Origin of the sequence: Ideonella paludis (assembly GCF_018069865.1) — a bacterium.
GTDB lineage: Bacteria > Pseudomonadota > Gammaproteobacteria > Burkholderiales > Burkholderiaceae_C > Ideonella > Ideonella paludis.
The window spans coordinates 888,225-906,547 of sequence record NZ_JAGQDG010000001.1; the positions used below are offsets into that span (position 1 = coordinate 888,225).

An 18,323-nucleotide genomic window follows, 5' to 3' on the forward strand; every position below is an offset into this window, starting at 1 on the left:
TTTCGCTGAACTGAATCCAATCGGGTGTCCGCCCGCATCCAAGTCATCATCACCCCACTGACTGAGGAGCAAACCATGGGTCCGGACACCTTGAAGCATTTGTTTGGCCTGATGATCCCCATCATCGCGCTGTGCATCCCTATCGTCGCCATCGTCGCGGGCATCCGCATGAAGATGGCGCGCGAGCAACTGATGCACGAGACCGTGCGCCAGATGGCCGAGCGCGGCCAGCCCATCCCGCCGGAGCTGCTGAACGCGCAGCTGCGCGAAGCCAAGCCCGGCGGCTGGACCCCGGCGGCCAACCTGCGCGGCGGGGCCATCAACACGGCGGTAGGGCTGGGTTTGATCTTGATGTTCTCGGTGATGCAGCCCGGCAGCTGGCTCTGGTCCATCGGCTGCATTCCCCTGTTCATCGGCATTGCGCTGCTCTTGCTGTGGCGCATGGAGCGCGACAAGGCTTGATCGCGCTCTGAGCCCGGTGACCACCCGCGACGCCGCCGCCCAGGACCTGGCCTGGGTGCAGCAGGTTCAGCGCCACGGCGACCGCACCGCCTTTGCGCAGCTCATCCGCCGCCACCAAGGGCCGCTGCGCGCGCTGCTGCGGCGACTGTGTGGCGGGCAGGCCGCGCTGGCCGATGAGCTGGCCCAAGAGGCCTGCCTGCGCGCTTGGCAAGCGCTGCCGGGTTTTCGGGGCGAGGCGCAGGTGCGCACTTGGCTCTACCGCCTGGCGTATAACGAGTTCTTGCAGCACCGCCGGCGCGCCGAGAGTCAACTGCAGGCCGCCAGTGAGCCCTGGGCGGAGGCCGATGAAGCCACGGACTCTGGCGCTGCGCCCTTGGCCCAAAATGTGGCACTGAGCGTCGCCTTGAGCCTGGATGTTCAGCAGGCCTTGAACCAACTCAGCCCGGCTGAGCGCGAGGCGGTGGTGTGTTGCTGCATGGCCGAGTTCTCGCACAGCGAAGCAGCCGAAGTGCTGGGCTGGCCCTTGGGCACCGTCAAGACCCATGTGCTGCGCGGCCGTGCCAAACTGCAAAGCGCCTTGGCTGCTTGGGCCCCACACCGTCAGGAGAAGCGACATGACTGAGCGTTCGACCTCCACCGCGCCTCAGCCCGACGAGTGGCTGGATGGGCTGCTGCGTCAAGCGGCCCGGGCGGACGAGCCTGCCGATGACGGCTTCAGTGATGCCGTGCTGCGCGCCTTGCCAGCGGCGGCTCTGGCGCCTGTTTCACCGGCCGCCCCGGCGGCACAGCCCCACTGGGGCGCGGCCTTCTGGCGCCCAGTGCTCAACAGCCTGGGGCTGGCGCTGCTGTTGCTGTGCGCTGCGGCGCTGTGGCCGCAGTGGCAGACCCTGTGGGCCTGGGGGTCGCTGCTGGCCCAACAGCCCACCGCCTTGGCCGACCCGCGCCTCACCACCCAGTGGCTGGAGCCCTTGCTGGCGCTGGCTGCGCCGGCGGGGCTGTGGCTGTGGTGGTCGCTGTCTTTAGGGTCTGTTGACATATAGATCCTACCCGCGTGAGTCCTACAGGCCATGCCAGTCTAGGCGCGCTGCGCCGCCCGCACCGCTGTGCGGGCAAGCGGCGCAACAACGAAAGGCGTGGCCTGTAGGACTCACCCTGAGGGCAGGGCGTCCAAGGGTGCTGGCGGGCGTTGCTCACCTTGCCCGGGCACCAGCCCGGGCTGCGGATCGCGCCTACTCCAGCGCCCTTGGACACTCCTGCGCGGGTAGGATTTATATGTCAACAGACCCTAGTGCAAGAGCGCTGGGCTACGAGCTGAGCGGGCCTGCCAGCGGCTTAGCGCGCCCGCAGCACCATCTGCGTGCAGCGGAACATCACCAGCGTCTTGCCGGTTTCGCGGTGGGTCACGGTGGCGTCCCACACCTGCGTGCTGCCGCCCAGGTGCACGGCGCGGGCCACGCACTCCACGGTGCCGTCACGGGCGGTGCCCAGGTGGTTGGACTTCAGCTCAATCGTGGTGAAGCCGGTCGCACCCTCGGGCAGGTTGGCCGCGCAGCCATAGCCGGCACAGGTGTCGGCCAGGGTCACCAGTGAGCCGGCATGCAAAAAGCCATTTGGCGCCATGAGCTGGGGCCGCACCGCTAGCTCGCCGCGCACCTCGGGGCCTTCGACCTGGGTGATGACGATGCCCAGGTAGCCCGGCAGCACCTGGCGGCCGATCTCGTTAAAGCGCTGCAGGTCCATGCGGTGCTCCGATCAAGCTGTCCAAACATTCGTCCCACAGCACTTGGGCGTGCGGGCGGAAGTAACCCATATGGCCGATGTGGCCCATGCTCAGGTGCGGGTCCAAGTCGCGGCCGCGCCAGGGCGCTTGGCTGTAGCCGGCCATGAAGGCTTCGCGCGAGCGCGGTAGCGCCCAGAGGTCGTCCAGCGCGTTGTAGGCCAAGATCGGTGCGCGCACTCGGGCAAAGCGCTGGGCCATCTCCGGCCGGGCCGGGTCGTCAAAAAAGTAATGCGGGAAGTGGCACCAATGCCGCCAGTCGCGATAAACCCCCAAGGGCAGGTCTTCCCCCATGCCCAGCAGGCTCCAGGGCAGGTAGCCCTTCCAGCGGGTCATCAGCGGGCCCAGCACATTCCACATCACCCACACCCGCAGGCGCTCCAAGCGCGGCATCCAGCCGTGCCAGCCCGCGCCCACGCCAAAGAAGCAGGCGGCCTGCACCCGCTGGGGCTCAGGCAACAGGCCCAGCGCATGGCCGCCAAAGGAATGGCCTACCCAATACAGCGGCGCGTCTTGCGGCACCTGGGCCACCAGCGCGGCCAAGTCTTTCTCGGCCCAGTCCAGATAGTCCATCTCAAAGCCACGCAGCGTGGCGGGCTTGGAGCCGCCAATGCCGCGGTAGTCCAGCGTCCAGACCTCGAAGCCGCGCGCGGCAGCGTGCTCTGCAAAGCGGCGGTAAAAGCGCTGCGGCACGGCGGTGGCGGGGGCCACCACCAAGTGGCCGAGCAGGGGCCTGGTGGCGGGGTAGCGCGTGGCGGCCAGGGCATAGCCGTCGGTGGCTTGGAGGGTAAAGGCTCGCGCCTCAGCAGTGCTGGTCATGGGGTGGGTGGCATCAGGGTGTCGAGCAGGTCCAGCAAGGCGGCGGCACTGTCGGCCATGGGGCCCACGTGGCCGGCCACGCGCGCTTGCAGCAGCGCGCCTTCATAGGTGGAGACCACCAGCGCCGCCAAGCGCCGGGCTTGGGGCTCGGGCAAGCCGCCGCGCGCCAAGAGCAGGGCAATGCGCTCGCGGATGGCGCTAAAGCCTTGGGCCAAGGCTTGGCGCAAGGCGGTGTCTTCGGCGGTGGATTCCAGCGCCACGGTGGCCAGCGGGCAGCCGCGCTCAAACTGGCCGCGCTCCAGTTGCTTGAGCCCGGCGGCAAACCAGCCGCGCAGCGTGGGCTGCGGGTCGGCCTTTTGCGCCAAGAGATCATCCAGCGCGCGGGTGATGTGGCCCACCGTGGCCTCAATGGCGGCGACCGCCAACTCGGTCTTGCCACCCGGAAAGTGGTGATAGAGCACGCCCTTGGGCGCTTGGGCCTGGGTCAGCAGCTCATTCAAGCCCACGCCATGCAAGCCGCGCTGCTGCAGCGCCTGGGACATGGCGCGCACCAGGCGGTCTCGGGTACCCAGGTCGGTGGTGGTCATGGCGCGGCAGTCTATAGACCAGTCGGTCTAGTGTCAAACACAGGTGACTTTGGCACTGACCGAAGTGGTGCGATCATGCTGGGCATGCAAAACAAGCCTGTCCTTTTGGGGCGTGCCTTATGCCTGCTGGCAGTATGGGGCGCCCAGTCCGCGATGGCCGCCCCGGCCGCCTACGTCCCCTCCGGTCAATGTGCGGGCTACCCACGCGTCGCCATCACCGCGCCCAAGGGCTGGTGCGTGGGCTTGGTGGCTGACGCGCGCGACGGCCTGCGCATGCCGCGCCGCTTGTTGGAGGTGGCGCCGGGCCGCTTCTGGATCACCGACATGGGCAACTGGGAGCCGCGCCGCGGCCGCTTGCTGGAGCTGCAAACCGCCGGCCAGCCCGGCAGCCCTGGGCGGGTGAGCGTGTTGGCGGAGGGGCTGGACCGCCCGCACGGCTTGGCCAAAGGCCCAGACGGCCGCATCTATATCGGCGAGGCGGGCAGCGTGTGGCGCACGCCGGTGGCCAAGCCGGTGCAGCGTGACAACCTGCTGATGGGCCTGCCCGACCAGGGCGCGCACCCGCTCAAGGAGATTGTCTTTGGCCCCGAGGGCCAGCTCTACGTCAACATGGGCTCGGCCACCGATGCCTGCCGGGATGACAAAGGCCAGCAGCCCGACACCTGCCCCGAGCTGGGCGGTGACAAGCCCCGTGCTGCGGTCTATGAAGCCCGCCTCACCCCCAGCGGTGGCTTGCAGTCCTTCAAGCCTTTTGCGCTGGGTTTGCGCAATTCTTTGGGCTTGCTGGCGCTGCCCACTGGGGCGGTCTGGCAGGCTGAAAACTCGGTGGACTACAACGACCCCAAGGCCCCGGCTGAAGAGCTGAACTTATTGCAGGCCGGCTCCCACCATGGCTGGCCCTATTGCGTGACGGACGCCAAGGGCCGCAGCGTGGTGGCCAAAGGCTATGAAGGCCGCGCCCGCTGCGAGGCCGCGCTCTACAAAGCCCCGGCCATGGCCTGGCCCGCGCATGTGGCCCCCTTGCAGTTGCTGGCTCCACCCGCCACGCCCGCCAGCCCCTGGGCCGGCAAGCTGCTGGCCGTGTGGCACGGCTACCGCGCCGAGGGCCACCGCATCGTCGCGTGGCGCTTGGACGCCAAAGGCCATCCGCAAGGGGCTCGCGAAGACCTTCTGGGTGCCCCCGAGGGCCGGCCGTTGCCCGACCCGGCCCCCCAAGGGGGCGCGAGAAAACTTGGGGCGGACCGGCGTGTTCTCAACAGTGGCTGGGACGAGCAGCCCGGCCTGCGCCCGCGCGGCACGCCCGCCGGAGCCACGGTAGACAGCCAAGGCCGCCTCTGGGTGGTGGAAGACCGCAACCGCACTGTCTTGGTGGTGGCGCCTGAAAACTGAGAGACTGAGCCGATGAACACCTTTCACAACCAACGCGTCTTGCCCGCGCCCCCTGCGGCCGTGTTCGCGGCCATCGCCACGCCTGAGCGTTTGGCGCGCTGGTGGGGCCCGGCGGGCTTCAGCAATCGCTTTGAGCGTTGCGACTTCCGGCCCGGCGGGCGCTGGGTGTTTGAGATGGTCGGGCCGGATGGCACGGTCTATCCCAACGAGTCGGTGTTCCAGCACATTGAGCCTCACCGCCAAGTCGTGGTGCGGCACACCTGCGCCCCGTTGTTCACGCTGACCATCACGCTGGAGCCCGTCGCCGAGGGCACGCGCGTGCAGTGGCAGCAGGTGTTTGATGACCCCGCCTTTGCTCAGGCGGCGGCGCACATTCTGCAGCCCGCCAACGAGCAGAACTTGGATCGACTGCACGCTGAACTTGAAAGGAGTGCGACATGCCCAGGTTAGAGCTGTTGGACGACGAGATCGGCCGCAAGCTGCAAGAGGCGCAGCAGAGCGGCGAGCTGGCCGGCGCCAAAGGCTATGGCCAGCCCCTGCAACACAGCGAGGGCTGGGAGCAAACCCCCGATGAATGGCGCATGCCCTTCAAGATCTTGAAGGACGCGGGCGTGGTGCCGCACGAGGTGGAGATGATGCAAGAGCGCGCCCTGTTGCGGACCGCGCTCGACAACTTGCCTGCAGGCGCTGACCGCGACAAAGCCCAGAAGCGCTTGGCCGAGTTGGAGCAGGCGATAGCCTTGCGGCTTGAAGCGCTGCAGAGGAGATGACATGGCGGCCGACCGACTCGATCACTTCTTCATCGAACCCTCCGACTTTGATGCCACTGTCGCCTTCTACCGCGATGGCCTAGGCTGGCTTGTGCGCTTTGAGTGGGGTGGTCAGGGCGCACCCCGGGGCGTGGCACTGAGCGGTGGCGAGGTTGGCGTCGTATTGGCCGAGCGGCACCCTGCGGAGGATCACTCCAAGAGCCATGGCATCAACGGCCATCGGCCCACGCTGCACTTCAAGGTGGCCGACTTAGACGCGCGCTATGCGGCGTTGCAAGCGCAGGGCCTGCCGCTGTTCGCGCCTGAAGCCACGCATTGGGGGACGCGTTGGTTTGTGGTGAAGGACCCGGACGGCAACTTGCTGGCGTTTGAATCGGCCTGATTCCATTGCTCCATCGCGCCACACACCGTGGCGGGCATGCTGTACCGCTTGTGCCACTCTGGCGAAATGGTGTGGGGGCTTGACGCGCATCAAAGCTCGGCCCGCGTGGCGTTTTATGGTGAGGCCATCACATCGATGCCTAGGAGCTTCACCATGAAAAAGACGCTGTCACTCACCGCCCTGGTTCTCAGCCTGGCCGCCTCAGCCTCGCAGGCTGCCCCTGCCAGCCCCAGCGAGGCGATCAAGATCGCCACCAACGCGGGCTGCATGACCTGCCACCACATTGAGCCCGGCGCCAAAGGCCCGGACGGCCTGGCCCCCATCGGCCCGGCGTGGCGCGATGTCTCGGCCAAGTACCAGGGCCAAAAAGACGCGCAGAAGACCTTGACCCACACCGTGCTGACGGGCTCCAACCCCTATGACAGCCATTGGAAGGGCAAGGTCAGCGGCTTGGCCATGCCGCCCAACAAGGTGGCCATCAGCGAAGCGGACGCCAGCAAGGTGGTGGCGTGGATCATGTCGCTGGAAGCCAAGAAGAAGTAAACGCCAGGGCGCGCGGGTGGCGCCCTAACGCGCTGCTGGGGCCTTGACAGGCCCCTTTTTTGTGCCCACAATACAAACCAACTAGTAGGTTTATTGAATTCGAATCTGCAGTCGACACAGGTGCCTCCCCATTGGCAACGGGACATCCCCCCTGAGACGCTGCCGATTCGGCGTCCTGAAACAAACCTATTGATAGGTATTATTGCGAAGCAGTGTGAACCATGAGTCAAGACAAAACCATCCTCATCGCTGGCATGGCACCAGGGCTGGGCACCGCGCTGCAAGCCCGCTTCGAACAAGGCGGCTATTGCGTCGTCGGTGTGTCGCGGCAAGCACCGTCGCCATGGGCGGTCGACTTGACGGATGCGCTGGCGACACACGCCCTGTTCCAGCAGCTTGATGAGCGTTGCCCGCCGCTGGCAGGGGTGATCCACAACGCCATGCAGTTTCATCGCCAGGCGATGTTGGACACCACGCCCCAAACGCTGCAGTCGGTGTGGCAATCGATGGTGCTGACGGCCTTCAACACCGCGCAAGCGGCGATCCCTCGGCTGCAACGTGCGGGGGGCGGCAGCTTGATCTTCAGCGGTGCCTCGGGCAGCTTGCGGGCCGGTCCTCGATTTGCCGCATTCAGCTCGGCCAAGTTCGCGCTCAGAGGCTTGGCGCAAGCGTTGGCCCGAGAGCACAACCCGGACGGCATCCATGTGGCGCATGTGGTGATCGACGGCCTCATTCGCAGCAAAAAGACCGAGCAGCGCTTCGCGCCCGGCCGAAGCGAGCCCTTGATCGAGCCCGATGCGCTGGCCGAGCAGTACTTCCAGCTGTTCCACCAGGCGCCAAGCGTCTGGAGCGACGAAGTGAATTTCCGCCCTGTGTTGACCTCCCACTGAAGGAGCGTGGTATGTCTCTCCCTATCGTCATCATTGGTGCAGGCCTGAGTGGCCTGTATGCCAGCACCTTGCTCAACCGTGCCGGCCACAGATCCGTCTTGGTCGAAGCTCGCCCACGCGCAGGGGGGCGCATCTTGAGCCACGTCGAAGCCGAGCATGCCCAGCGCCTGGACCTTGGCCCAACTTGGTTTTGGCCGGGCATGAACCCGCGCATGCAAGCGCTGGTGGATGCGTTGGGGCTGGCCCACTACCCGCAGCACACCCAGGGTGCCATGACCCTGGAGGCGCCCGACGGCAAGGTTCTACATCGCCCGGTGACCTGGGAGCAATCTCCGCCCTCACACCGCCTGGTGGGTGGCATGCAATCGCTGACCGATGCATTGCAAGCCCGGCTGGGTGATCAGACGCACCTGATGCTCAACACCACACTGCTGTCCATGAAGCTCAGGCCCAACGGCGTGGAACTCGCGTTGCAGGACGGTGGCGGTCGTTGGACGCAATTGGCCACCCAGGTCATCGTGACCATTCCACCGCGCTTGATGGCCCAAGACATCGCGTTGACGCCGGCGTGGCCCAGCGAGACGCTTGCCGACATGACCGCGACGCCGACATGGATGGCGGGCCAGGCCAAGTTCGTCGCCGCCTACGCGCGACCCTTTTGGCGAGAGCAGGGTCAATCGGGCTCTGCCGTCAGCCACCGTGGCCCGCTTTCCGAGGTGCACGACGCCAGTGATGCGACCGGTGCCCACGCAGCCTTGTTTGGCTTTGTTGGCGCCACGCCCGACTATCGCCGTGGCATCGGCGTTGACGAACTGCGGCGGCTGAGCGTGCTCCAGCTGACCCGCCTCTTCGGTGAGGCCGCAGCCACGCCGCTGTGGACCCAGGTCCAAGACTGGGCCTGGGAGCCGCACACCGCAGCCCAGCAAGACCAGCGGCCTTTGGCCTATCACCCGGCTTACCGAGACCCAGAGGTGCCTGAGGCTTGGCGGAAAAGCGTCTGGTTGGCCGGTACCGAGCGTTCCGCCCTGTTTGGCGGCTACCTGGAAGGGGCCTTGGAGGCTGCCGAAGCGGCCGTCGAAGGTGTGCTGCAGAACCTCTCCAGCACGTTCTCGCCACGCCCTCAGCAGCCGCTGGCATAGGAGAGATCATGAGGATTAACGCAGATTTTGAGCAGCGCGCTGCGGTGCATGCCGCACAGGCCGCCTGGCTGCCTTCACCGATGGCTGGGGTGTCCCGACGCATGCTGCATCGCGAGGGCGAGGAAAAGGCTCGCGCCACCACCATCGTTCGCTATGAGGCCGGCAGCCACTTCAAGGGGCATTCGCACCCTGGGGGCGAAGAGTTTCTGGTGCTCGAAGGCACGTTTCAGGATGAGTACGGTGACTACCCTGCGGGCACCTATGTGCGCAACCCGCCGGGCAGCTTTCACACGCCCAGGTCCGATGAGGGCTGCACCCTCTTCGTCAAGCTCTGGCAATTCGATCCACACGACAGAACGCCGACTCAGGTCAACACGGAAAAGCTGGCGCGTGTGCCCGATGCGCGTCGGCCCGGTGTTGCGGTCTCGCCCTTGTTCAGGGATCGGCGAGAAGATGTGCGCATGGAAGTCTGGGCGGCTCACACCCTGATCCACCTGGATCTTCCCTTGGGCGGGGAGTTCCTCGTCCTCGAAGGAGGCTTCTCGGAGGGCTCGGAGATCTTCACGCCCCAGTCGTGGCTGAGGCTGCCCCGCGCCAGTGCGCTGACGGTTCGCACGGGCTCGCGCGGCACCAAGCTGTGGGTCAAGCTGGGCCAAGTGCTCGATGGGCCCGTCAACATCGAGGCTGGGCTGTGACATCGTGCCGCGCGGCGCACAGGGACTGTCCGTTGGTTTTGAAAAAAGACTTCGAATGACTTGACAAGCACAAAAGCTGCGCTCAAAATACCTACCAAGTGATAGGTCGAATGCCTGGGCTCTAACGGCAACATTTCAATGCTGTGACCAGGCTTGTTTCGGCCTTTGTTTTTGACTTCATCACCTACCTATTAGTAGGTTGCAAATGATTCAACGGCGCCACCGGTGATGCACGGTGGGCAACGCCTCTCAACGCATCGACTCGAAAGGACATTGAAATGACTCCCACTGGCAACAAGCAAAAACGCGTTCTCTTGGTCATGTCGTCGGTTGACGAGATGGGCCTGAGCGGCAAGCAGACTGGCACGTGGTTCCACGAACTGGCGGCCCCCTATTACATCTTGACGGAAGCTGGCTATGAAGTCGTCTTCGCCTCACCCGAGGGCGGTGAAGCCCCGATCGACTTGCTCAGCCTGAAGGTGCCCTTCACCACCGAGTACACCGACCGCTTCTTGAAGGACCCGGTGGCGCTGTTTGCCGCCAAGCACACCCGCAAGCTGCGCAACATCGACGTCGAGACCTACGACGCCGTGTTCTTCCCTGGTGGCTACGGCCTGCTGTGGGACTTGGCCTCGGACTCCTTTGCCATCAAGCTGATTCGCGACTTCCATGCCGCCAACCGCCCGATCGCCATGGTCTGCCACGCACCGGCCATCCTGCGCGATGTGAAGAAGGCCAATGGTGAGTACCTGGTCAAGGGTGTCAGCCTAACGGGCTTCAAGAACGACGAGGACACCGAGATCGAACTGCTGCACCACCTGCTGTTCTCGCTGGAAGACGAGCTCAAGGGCCGTGGTGCCAAGTACGTCAGCAAGGCGAACTGGGAAGCCAACGTCATCGTCGATGGCCCCTTGATGACCGGCCAGAGCCCCGCGTCTGCCGCCCCCTTGGCTCAAGCCTTGGCTGAGCGCCTGAAGGCCTGATCGGCCGGCCCCGCCACCGGCGGCCCCAACCGGGCTGCGGGCGGCGGGGACTCCCCAACACCTTGACCCTGCTTGGAGACCTGCATGTCCCGCCCCACCCCGCTTGAGCGCACCCGCAACTTTGGCATCTCGGCGCACATTGACGCTGGCAAGACCACGCTCACCGAGCGCATCTTGTTTTACACCGGCGTGAACCACAAGCTGGGCGAGGTGCACGACGGCGCCGCCACCATGGACTGGATGCCCCAGGAGCAGGAGCGCGGGATCACCATCACCTCCGCAGCCACCACCACCACTTGGCGCGGCATGGACCTGTCGCAGCCCATTCACCAGTTCAACATCATCGACACGCCCGGCCACGTGGACTTCACCATCGAGGTGGAGCGCTCCATGCGTGTGCTGGACGGCGCGGTCATGGTCTATGACGCGGTGGGTGGTGTGCAGCCGCAGTCTGAAACCGTGTGGCGCCAGGCTGAAAAATACAAAGTCCCTCGCATCGCCTTCGTCAACAAGATGGATCGCGTGGGCGCCGACTTCTTTCGGGTGCGCCAGATGATGGTCGAGCGCCTGAAGGCCAACCCCGTGCCGCTGGTACTGCCGCTAGGCGCCGAAGACAACTTTCAGGGCGTGATCGACCTGGTGCGCATGAAGGCCCTCTATTGGGACGATGCCGACCAAGGCAGCCGCGTGCGCGAAGAGGAGGTTCCTGCGGCGGCCCTCGAGGCCGCCCTGCTGTGGCGCGAACACCTGGTGGAGGCAGCGGCTGAGGCGAGCGATGCGCTGATGCACCGCTTCTTGGACAGTGGCGCCCTGAGCGAGGACGAGATCCGCCAGGGTCTGCGAGCCCGCACCCTGGCGGGTGAGGTGCAGCCGCTCCTGGCCGGATCGGCCTTCAAAAACAAAGGCGTGCAGCGCCTGCTCGATGCGGTCATCGAGTTTCTGCCCTCGCCGCTGGACATTGGCGCGGTGCAGGGCTTGGACGAGCAGGCGCAGCCGAGTGCTCGACGCCCTGACGACGCCGAGCCCCTGGCGGCCTTGGCCTTCAAGCTCATGAGCGACCCCTATGTGGGCCAGCTCAGCTTTGTGCGCGTCTATGCCGGCGTGCTGCGCCAGGGCGACACGGTCTTGAACCCGCGCACCGGCCGGCGCGAGCGTGTGGGCCGCTTGGTGCGCATGCATGCCAACCAACGCGAAGACATCACTGCGCTGTATGCCGGTGACATCGCAGCCGTGGTGGGCCTCAAAGAAGTGGCCACCGGGGACACGCTCAGCGACCCCAGCCGCCCCATTCTTCTGGAGCAAATCCAGGTGCCCGACCCCGTCATCTCTCAGGCCGTGGAGCCCAAGAGCCGTGCAGACCAAGAGAAGCTGGGCATGGCGCTGGCCCGCTTGGCGGCGGAAGACCCGTCGCTGCGGGTGCGCACTGATGCGGAGTCAGGCCAAACCTTGATCGCAGGCATGGGCGAGCTGCACCTTGAGATTGTGATGGACCGGCTGAGCCGTGAGTTCGGCGTGGAGGCTCGCGTTGGCGCCCCCCAGGTGGCCTATCGAGAAACCATCCGCCACACTGCCAAGGATGTGGAGGGCCGCTTTGTGCGGCAGTCGGGCGGCAAAGGCCAATACGGCCATGTCGTGCTGACCGTGGAGCCCCTGCCGCCGGGCAGCGGCGTGACCTTTGTCGACGCGAGCAAGGGCGGTGTGGTGCCCCGCGAATTCATCCCGGCCGTTGAAAAGGGCGTGCGCGAAGCCTTGCCTCAAGGCGTGTTGGCGGGTTACCCCGTCGTGGACGTGAAGGTCACCCTGACCTTTGGCTCCTCTCACGAGGTGGACTCCAGCGAGCAAGCCTTCAAGATGGCGGCAGCCCTGGGCCTCAAAGAAGCCCTGCGGCGAGCAGACCCGGTGCTGCTGGAGCCGCGCATGGCGGTGGAGGTGGAGACCCCCGAAGACTACGCGGGCGCGGTGATGGGCGACCTGGCGCGTCGGCGTGGCCAGGTGCAGGGCTTGGACGAGCAAGCCGCGGGCCTGGGCAAGCTGATTCGCGCGGAGGTGCCGCTGTCGGAAATGTTTGGCTATGCCACCACGCTGCGTTCGCTCACGCAGGGCCGTGCCAGCTATGCCATGAGCTTCGACCACTACGCGGCTGTGCCCTCGGGGGTGGCCCAGGCGGTGCACACCGCTGCGCTGCACTGAGGCCGAGCCCGGAGGTCCGCACCATGACATCGCGCATCACTCGACACATTCCGCTGTCCTTCTTCAGCATGGCCGTGGGCACCTTGGCCTTCTCGCAGGCTTGGCAAGCCGCGTCAACGGTCTGGCCCATGCCGCCGTGGATCCCTCAGGCGGCCACCCTCATCGGTCTGGCGCTGTGGGCCGTCCTGGGGCTGGCCTACCTGCGCAAGTGGTGGCATCAGCCTCTGGCCGCCCAAGAGGAGCTGCACCACCCCACCCAGTCCGCGATGGCGGCCTTGGTGCCCGTCTCCACGCTGCTGGCGGCGATGTCGCTCCAGCCTTGGTGGTTCGAGCTGGCGCACGCCCTGTGGCTGCTGGGCCTGGGTGCACAACTGTGGCTGGGTGTCTGGCTGGGGGGCCGTTTGTGGCAAGGCGGGAGAGCTGCCAGCCCCACCACGGCCGCGCTTTACCTACCGGCCGTCGCCCAGAACTTTGTCGCTGCCACGGCCTCGGCCAGCTTTGGCCACGCCGCACTCGCGGCACTGTTCTTCGGTGCGGGGGTGTTCTCGTGGCTGGCGCTGGAGTCGGTGATCCTGCATCGCACCATGCACCAGCCTGCGCTGGACAAAGCCTTGCGCCCCTTGCAGGGCATCCAAGCCGCGCCGGCTGCCGTGGGCGGGGTGAGCTACCTGGCCTTGACGGCGGGCCCGCCAGACCTGCTGGCTCAGATGCTCTTCGGATATGCCCTCTATCAAGCCGGGCTGGCGCTGCGTCAGCTGCCATGGACCGCCCAGTCCGGGCTGACGCCGGCCTACTGGGCCTTCAGCTTCGGCGTGATGGCCCTGGCCACGATGAGCATGAGCTTTCTCGCGCGGGCTCCCCAAGAGCCCGTCTGGCAAGCCCTGGCCCCGCTGCTGTTTGCGGCGGCCAACCTCAGTTGGATGGCCCTGGTGGCCCTCACGGTGACCCTGCTGCGGCAGGGGCGCCTGTGGCCCACCACCGGCCCCCTCAGCACCGAGCAGTGGGTTGGCTCTCGGTGACTACCTGGCCTCAACCATTTCACACTTAGGAGAAACACATGTCCCTCACTACCTTCATCCGTGCCGTCGCCGTGGCCACACTCGCAGTGGCCGCCTGGTTCAACCCTACAGGGGCCAGCGCCGCGCCGTCGGCCTCGCCCATGATCGTCACCCCATACGAGTCGCTGAGCTTCTCGGCCAAGCAGCCCGGCAATCCGCAGATCGCACCCGTGAAGGGCCAGCCCGAACGCGAGGCCTCGTCCATCGTCATGAAGATGGGCCGAGGCGCCTTCCCCATGCACACGCACACGGCCAACTACCAATTGGTCGTCATCAAGGGCGTGATGAAGCACTGGGACGCCAAAGGCAGCCAAAAGGCCGCCCCCAAGATGGGCCCCGGCAGCTTCTGGTACCAGCCGGCGGGCCTTGCCCACGGCGACGCCTGCGAGTCCGATGAGTGCGTGTGGTTCATCACCTTTGATGGCCCGCGTGACTTTGAGGCGGCGGCCTCTGCTCAATGATCGAGGCGCACTGACCCGGAGGGCTTGACGGCGCGGGTACTGCTCCGCAGAATCTCTCTAACAACTGATAGGTTTGGCTCGCCCTCTCGCCACATGAAGCAATTTTCCGACCTCACCCCCTCCGCCGAGCGCATCGTTGATGCCGCCGAAGGCCTCATTCAAACCTTGGGCTACAACGGCTTTTCATACGAGGACGTGGCCAAGATCGTGGGCATTCGCAAGCCCAGCATCCACCACCACTTCCCGTCCAAGATGGAGTTGGGGGCGGTGGTGGCGCAACGCTACACCCACCGATTCCGCGAGGCGCTGCTGCATGTAGAAGGCACGGTGAGCAAAGCGCCGGCGCGCTTGCGCGCCTATGCCGATCTCTTCGAAGCGACTTATGAGAAAAGCCGCCGCCTCTGCATTTGCGGCATGCTGGGCGCTGAGGCCGACTCCTTGCCCCAAGAAATCACTGCTCAAGTCAAACGCTTTTTCAGCGTGAACTTGGAATGGCTGACCACGGTGTTTGCCGAGGGCATGGCAGAAGGCAGCCTGAAAAGCGGCCACAGTGCAGCCGAATTGGCGGAGGCGTTCATGTGCACGCTCGAAGGTGCCTTGGTGGTCGGGCGCGGCTGGCCCCAAGCCCATGGCCCGCGTCGGTCGGCGGAAGTGCTGCTGGCGGCACTGGCCCCTTGAGCGGCTAGCCTGCCAGCTCGCACAAGGGGCATCAGCTGCGCGGGCGGGTGGTGGCGTTCGGCCGCGTCAGCAAATACAGCAGCGGCCCAAACGAGCCCGCCACCAAGGTCAGGCCAATCCAGGGCCAGACATTGCGGCCCAGGGCGCGGGCGTCGTGCCACATCCAGATCATCACCAGGGTCAGCGCGATCACCAGGTCGGCAAACACCTGGGCTGGGCCCCAGCTCTTGAAGTGGGGCTCGAAGATGCCCCAAAAGCCGTGGTGCCAGAGCGCCACCGCGGTGAGGGCGCCGAACAGAGCCAAGGTGATGAGCAGCAGAGCGCGTTGCATGGTGGGTGGGTGTCTTGGAGTCAGTCAGACGGCCAGTGTCGGCCCGCCAGGTCATCCCCGCAATTACCTCGCAGGTCATTGCGCTGCGGCGGTGCTGTGGTCGAATGCGGCAGCATGACGCCCCCCGATCAACTGCCTGACACCCTGCGCCACCTGCGCCAAGCCCGCCGCCTGAGCCAATTGGCGCTGTCCTTGACGCTGGGCGTCTCGCAGCGCCACATCAGCTTCGTCGAGCAAGGCCGGGCCCAGCCCAGCCGGGCGCTGTTGATGGCCTGGCTGCAGGCGCTGGACGCCCCCTTGGCCCAGCGCAATGCCGCCTTGCTGCAAGCCGGTTTTGCCCCGGCTTATGGCGACGCGGCCCGGGGCGACCCGGGTCTGGCCCAAGCCGAGTGGGCCTTGCGCCATTTGCTGCAGGCCCACGACCCGCTGCCGGCCTTGGTGGTCAGTGCGCAGTGGGATGTGCTGCAGGTCAACCAGGGCGCGCAGTGGCTAATCCACACCCTGCTGCCCTGGACGGCCGAGCTGCCCCCCACCACGCCCATGAACATGCTGGACCTGCTGGCCCACCCGCAAGGCCTGTTCACCTGCATCAGCAACTTGCCCGAGGTGGCGCCGCACCTGATGGCCCAGTGGCGGGCCGAGCTGGCGCTGCAGCCCACGCTGGCGCCCCGCATTGCGGCGGTCGAAGCCGCGCTGCACGCCCGCATCGGCCCGGGCCACAAGCCTGCCGCTGCGCCGCGCAGCCCGGTGCTGACCACGCGCTTTGCCAGCCCTAGGGGTGAGCTGGCCTTTTTCAGCATGTTCACCACCTTTGGCACGCCGCAAGACATTCACCTGGCCTCGCTGCGGGTGGAGCACCTGTTTGCTGCCAACGAGGCCACTCGCCTGACCCTGGAGCAGCAGGTGCCCCGGCCCTGAACGGCGGCCAGCCGCAGGCCGTCAATGGCGGCTGGGCCGCAGGCGCTGACCGGGGCTGCGCCGCAGGTTCTGAGCGGCGGCTATGCCGCCTCGGCGACAATCGCCCCCATGCTGAAGTTCGACCTGCTCAAGACCGATGGCCACGCTCGCCGTGGCCGCCTCACGCTCAACCATGGTGTGGTGGAGACGCCCATCTTCATGCCGGTGGGCACCTATGGCACCGTCAAGGGCGTGCTGCCGCAGTCGCTCTATGACATGGGGGCGCAGATCATTCTGGGCAACACCTTCCATCTGTGGATGCGGCCCGGCCTGGACATCATGCAAAGCTTTGGCGGCCTGCACGGCTTTGAGCGCTGGGACAAGCCCATCTTGACGGACAGCGGCGGCTTTCAGGTCTGGTCCTTAGGCGAGATGCGCAAGATCAGCGAAGAGGGCGTCAAGTTTGCCTCGCCCGTCAACGGCGACAAGCTCTTCCTAACGCCAGAAGTGAGCATGCAAATTCAAACGGTGTTGAACTCCGACATCGTGATGCAGTTTGATGAATGCACGCCCTACGAAACCAAGGGCCACCTCACCACCGAAAAAGAAGCCCGCAGCTCCATGGAGCTGAGCCGCCGCTGGGCACAGCGCTGCATCACCGAGTTTGAGCGCCTTCAAAACCCGAACGCCTTGTTCGGCATCGTCCAAGGCGGCATGTTTGAGAACCTGCGCGAAGAGTCCCTGCAAGCCTTGGTCGAAATGGACCTGCCCGGCTACGCCATCGGCGGCGTCAGCGTGGGCGAGCCCAAGGACGAAATGCTGCGCATCATGGCGCACACCCCGCACCGCTTGCCTGCCCACAAACCCCGTTATCTGATGGGCGTGGGCACCCCCGAAGACTTGGTCGAAGGCGTGCGCTGCGGTGTCGACATGTTCGACTGCGTCATGCCCACCCGCAACGCGCGCAACGGCCACCTATTCACCCGCTTTGGCGACTTGAAGATCCGCAACGCCCGCCACAAGAGCGACCACCGCCCGATTGACGAGACCTGCACCTGCTACACCTGCAAGGGCTCCGGCAACCACGGTGGCTTCAGCCGCGCCTACCTGCACCACCTCGACCGCTGCGGCGAAATGCTCGGCCCCATGCTGGCCACCATCCACAACCTGCACTACTACCTCAACCTGATGCGCGAGGTGCGCGAGTCGCTGGACGCTGGCCGATTCGCTGAGTTCCGCGTGCAGTTTGCGGCGGATAGGGCGCGCGGGGTGTAGCGCTGAGCATGAGACCCTTATTCGCCCTCAGGCGCCAAGGGTCTGGCAATGAGCTGGCGCCGTATCTCCAACATGGCGGCGTCGAGCGCCCACTGCAAGTCTCCTGACGACGGATCAAGGGCAAATTTCTTGCCTCGACGCGCCAGGAATTGCTTGCCACCGATCTCCAGCTCTAACTGCACATCAACCCAGCCTGCTTGCATCGATGCATTGACCGCAGAGCGGACCAGGTAGTCGACAGCGGCCATGCCCGGCAAGCCGCTGGGCTCACGTTCCCCTAGTGCTTCAGTGGCGGTGATCCGAACATTGAACTCTTTGAGTTGCACGCCAACGGTTTGGAGTTGTTGCCTCCTCGCCGCAGGGATCGCCGTGTCAACGCTGAGCTTGCTCATGTGCATTGCCACGGCCTGCTCCGGGCTGATGGTAAAGCGCTGATCACCGAGCCGAAGTCGCTGCGGGTCTATCCGTAGTTCTTGGCGATCCCCCACGGGTCTCACATCCACGACGCGAACGATTAAAGGCTGTGCTGCGGCTGTGTCCATCAGTTCGTAGGTTCGATGGCCGTCGTCACGTAAGGTGTTTGTGGTCGCGCATCCTTGCAACGCGATGGAGAGCAGCACTACGGCTATAGGGCGGGAGCGGAAATTCATGTTGACTCAATGAGATTGGCCGGTGAAGCCGATCATAAGCATGCGCCACACAGCAGCGGATTCCATCGGGATGTGCCGGTAGGTGTGAGCGCTCAAGCAACATCCGAGCAAGCTGGCGGAGTCATTTATACACTCAAGTTAAGGTTTTGTTATAAAGCTTATGTTGAGGCAACGTATCATTTCAATGGATACCTCTGATTAGATAAGCAGCTTCGGTTCTTTGAACGTGCACAACACTCTCCTCACTTACACCGACAGGCCTACCGCTCCCCTACTGGCCAAAGACTTTCGGGGCGAGCTGGTGCCGCAAGACCCGAACGACGAACCCGCCAGTGAACTGCTCAAGC

The 18,323-nt window shown here is 65.5% G+C and carries 23 protein-coding genes; 18 read left to right on the forward strand and 5 right to left on the reverse strand.

Going from position 1 to position 18,323, the window contains the following annotated elements; genetic code table 11:
- Positions 1 to 24: 24 nt before the first annotated feature.
- From KAK11_RS21725 to KAK11_RS04090, 3 genes are read left to right on the forward strand one after another with little or no spacing between them, the layout of a single operon-like run.
- Positions 25 to 462 (forward strand): DUF6249 domain-containing protein, encoded by a 438-nt coding sequence (locus tag KAK11_RS21725; RefSeq protein ID WP_210806402.1) that lies wholly within the window; start codon positions 25 to 27, stop codon positions 460 to 462.
- 16 nt (positions 463 to 478) lie between these two features.
- Positions 479 to 1,084 (forward strand): RNA polymerase sigma factor, encoded by a 606-nt coding sequence (locus KAK11_RS04085; protein WP_210806404.1) that lies wholly within the window; start codon positions 479 to 481, stop codon positions 1,082 to 1,084.
- Complete coding sequence (locus KAK11_RS04090; protein ID WP_210806406.1) at positions 1,077 to 1,502, forward strand: hypothetical protein; 426 nt, start codon at positions 1,077 to 1,079, stop codon at positions 1,500 to 1,502. The genes KAK11_RS04085 and KAK11_RS04090 overlap by 8 nt, the downstream gene beginning before the upstream one ends.
- 292 nt (positions 1,503 to 1,794) lie before the next feature.
- Here the strand turns inward: KAK11_RS04090 and KAK11_RS04095 are convergent, their stop codons facing one another.
- Genes KAK11_RS04095 through KAK11_RS04105 form a run of 3 tightly spaced genes read right to left on the reverse strand, consistent with a single transcriptional unit; the run spans position 1,795 to position 3,645 of the window.
- Positions 1,795 to 2,202, reverse strand: coding sequence for a PaaI family thioesterase (locus KAK11_RS04095; protein WP_210806408.1), 408 nt, complete (start codon positions 2,200 to 2,202; stop codon positions 1,795 to 1,797).
- Positions 2,183 to 3,058, reverse strand: a complete 876-nt coding sequence (locus tag KAK11_RS04100) for an alpha/beta hydrolase family protein (RefSeq protein WP_210806409.1) — start codon at positions 3,056 to 3,058, stop codon at positions 2,183 to 2,185. Before KAK11_RS04100 ends, KAK11_RS04095 begins: the two co-directional genes overlap by 20 nt.
- Complete coding sequence (locus KAK11_RS04105) at positions 3,055 to 3,645, reverse strand: TetR/AcrR family transcriptional regulator (RefSeq protein ID WP_246498270.1); 591 nt, start codon at positions 3,643 to 3,645, stop codon at positions 3,055 to 3,057. The genes KAK11_RS04100 and KAK11_RS04105 overlap by 4 nt, the downstream gene beginning before the upstream one ends.
- Positions 3,646 to 3,729: 84 nt before the next feature.
- Between KAK11_RS04105 and KAK11_RS04110 the strand changes: the two genes are divergently transcribed.
- The 13 genes from KAK11_RS04110 to KAK11_RS04170 all read left to right on the forward strand — a co-directional run bounded on the left by KAK11_RS04110 (position 3,730) and on the right by KAK11_RS04170 (position 14,823).
- Complete coding sequence (locus KAK11_RS04110) at positions 3,730 to 5,034, forward strand: PQQ-dependent sugar dehydrogenase (protein ID WP_210806411.1); 1,305 nt, start codon at positions 3,730 to 3,732, stop codon at positions 5,032 to 5,034.
- A 12-nt stretch (positions 5,035 to 5,046) separates the two neighbouring features.
- Positions 5,047 to 5,484: an SRPBCC domain-containing protein gene (locus KAK11_RS04115; RefSeq protein WP_210806413.1), complete on the forward strand. Its 438-nt coding sequence runs from the start codon at positions 5,047 to 5,049 to the stop codon at positions 5,482 to 5,484.
- Complete coding sequence (locus KAK11_RS04120) at positions 5,472 to 5,804, forward strand: DnaJ family domain-containing protein (RefSeq protein ID WP_210806415.1); 333 nt, start codon at positions 5,472 to 5,474, stop codon at positions 5,802 to 5,804. The genes KAK11_RS04115 and KAK11_RS04120 overlap by 13 nt, the downstream gene beginning before the upstream one ends.
- A 1-nt stretch (position 5,805) precedes the next feature.
- Positions 5,806 to 6,186, forward strand: coding sequence for a VOC family protein (locus KAK11_RS04125; RefSeq protein WP_210806417.1), 381 nt, complete (start codon positions 5,806 to 5,808; stop codon positions 6,184 to 6,186).
- Between the two features lie 153 nt (positions 6,187 to 6,339).
- A complete protein-coding gene (locus tag KAK11_RS04130) occupies positions 6,340 to 6,729 on the forward strand; it encodes a c-type cytochrome (RefSeq protein ID WP_210806419.1) in 390 nt (129 codons plus the stop codon).
- A 221-nt stretch (positions 6,730 to 6,950) separates the two neighbouring features.
- Positions 6,951 to 7,619 carry an SDR family NAD(P)-dependent oxidoreductase gene (locus KAK11_RS04135; protein ID WP_210806421.1) on the forward strand — a complete coding sequence of 223 codons (669 nt, stop codon included), beginning with the start codon at positions 6,951 to 6,953 and terminating at the stop codon, positions 7,617 to 7,619.
- Between the two features lie 11 nt (positions 7,620 to 7,630).
- Entirely contained in the window at positions 7,631 to 8,758 is a 1,128-nt protein-coding gene (locus KAK11_RS04140) for a flavin monoamine oxidase family protein (RefSeq protein WP_210806423.1), read from the forward strand.
- Between the two features lie 8 nt (positions 8,759 to 8,766).
- The gene (locus KAK11_RS04145) at positions 8,767 to 9,453 is read left to right on the forward strand and encodes a cupin domain-containing protein (protein WP_246498272.1); all 687 of its coding nucleotides are present in this window, start codon (positions 8,767 to 8,769) and stop codon (positions 9,451 to 9,453) included.
- A gap of 278 nt (positions 9,454 to 9,731) precedes the next feature.
- Positions 9,732 to 10,436 (forward strand): type 1 glutamine amidotransferase domain-containing protein, encoded by a 705-nt coding sequence (locus KAK11_RS04150; RefSeq protein WP_210806425.1) that lies wholly within the window; start codon positions 9,732 to 9,734, stop codon positions 10,434 to 10,436.
- Between the two features lie 84 nt (positions 10,437 to 10,520).
- Positions 10,521 to 12,626 (forward strand): elongation factor G, encoded by a 2,106-nt coding sequence (gene fusA, locus KAK11_RS04155; RefSeq protein WP_210806427.1) that lies wholly within the window; start codon positions 10,521 to 10,523, stop codon positions 12,624 to 12,626.
- A gap of 23 nt (positions 12,627 to 12,649) precedes the next feature.
- A complete protein-coding gene (locus KAK11_RS04160; RefSeq protein WP_210806429.1) occupies positions 12,650 to 13,645 on the forward strand; it encodes an SLAC1 family transporter in 996 nt (331 codons plus the stop codon).
- A gap of 38 nt (positions 13,646 to 13,683) precedes the next feature.
- Positions 13,684 to 14,145, forward strand: coding sequence for a DUF4437 domain-containing protein (locus tag KAK11_RS04165; protein WP_210806431.1), 462 nt, complete (start codon positions 13,684 to 13,686; stop codon positions 14,143 to 14,145).
- Between the two features lie 93 nt (positions 14,146 to 14,238).
- On the forward strand, positions 14,239 to 14,823 hold the full coding sequence (locus KAK11_RS04170) for a TetR/AcrR family transcriptional regulator (protein ID WP_210806433.1): 585 nt from the start codon (positions 14,239 to 14,241) through the stop codon (positions 14,821 to 14,823).
- 31 nt (positions 14,824 to 14,854) lie between these two features.
- Here the strand turns inward: KAK11_RS04170 and KAK11_RS04175 are convergent, their stop codons facing one another.
- Entirely contained in the window at positions 14,855 to 15,154 is a 300-nt protein-coding gene (locus KAK11_RS04175) for a DUF2834 domain-containing protein (RefSeq protein WP_210806435.1), read from the reverse strand.
- A 114-nt stretch (positions 15,155 to 15,268) separates the two neighbouring features.
- On the opposite strand from KAK11_RS04175, the gene KAK11_RS04180 reads away from it, so the two are divergent.
- Together KAK11_RS04180 and tgt are read left to right on the forward strand one after the other, a co-directional pair.
- The gene (locus KAK11_RS04180) at positions 15,269 to 16,072 is read left to right on the forward strand and encodes a helix-turn-helix domain-containing protein (protein WP_210806437.1); all 804 of its coding nucleotides are present in this window, start codon (positions 15,269 to 15,271) and stop codon (positions 16,070 to 16,072) included.
- A gap of 108 nt (positions 16,073 to 16,180) precedes the next feature.
- Entirely contained in the window at positions 16,181 to 17,326 is a 1,146-nt protein-coding gene (tgt, locus tag KAK11_RS04185) for a tRNA guanosine(34) transglycosylase Tgt (protein ID WP_210806673.1), read from the forward strand.
- Between the two features lie 17 nt (positions 17,327 to 17,343).
- Here tgt and KAK11_RS04190 read toward each other — a convergent pair whose 3' ends face one another.
- Positions 17,344 to 17,976 (reverse strand): hypothetical protein, encoded by a 633-nt coding sequence (locus KAK11_RS04190; protein WP_210806439.1) that lies wholly within the window; start codon positions 17,974 to 17,976, stop codon positions 17,344 to 17,346.
- Between the last annotated feature and the right edge of the window lie 347 nt (positions 17,977 to 18,323).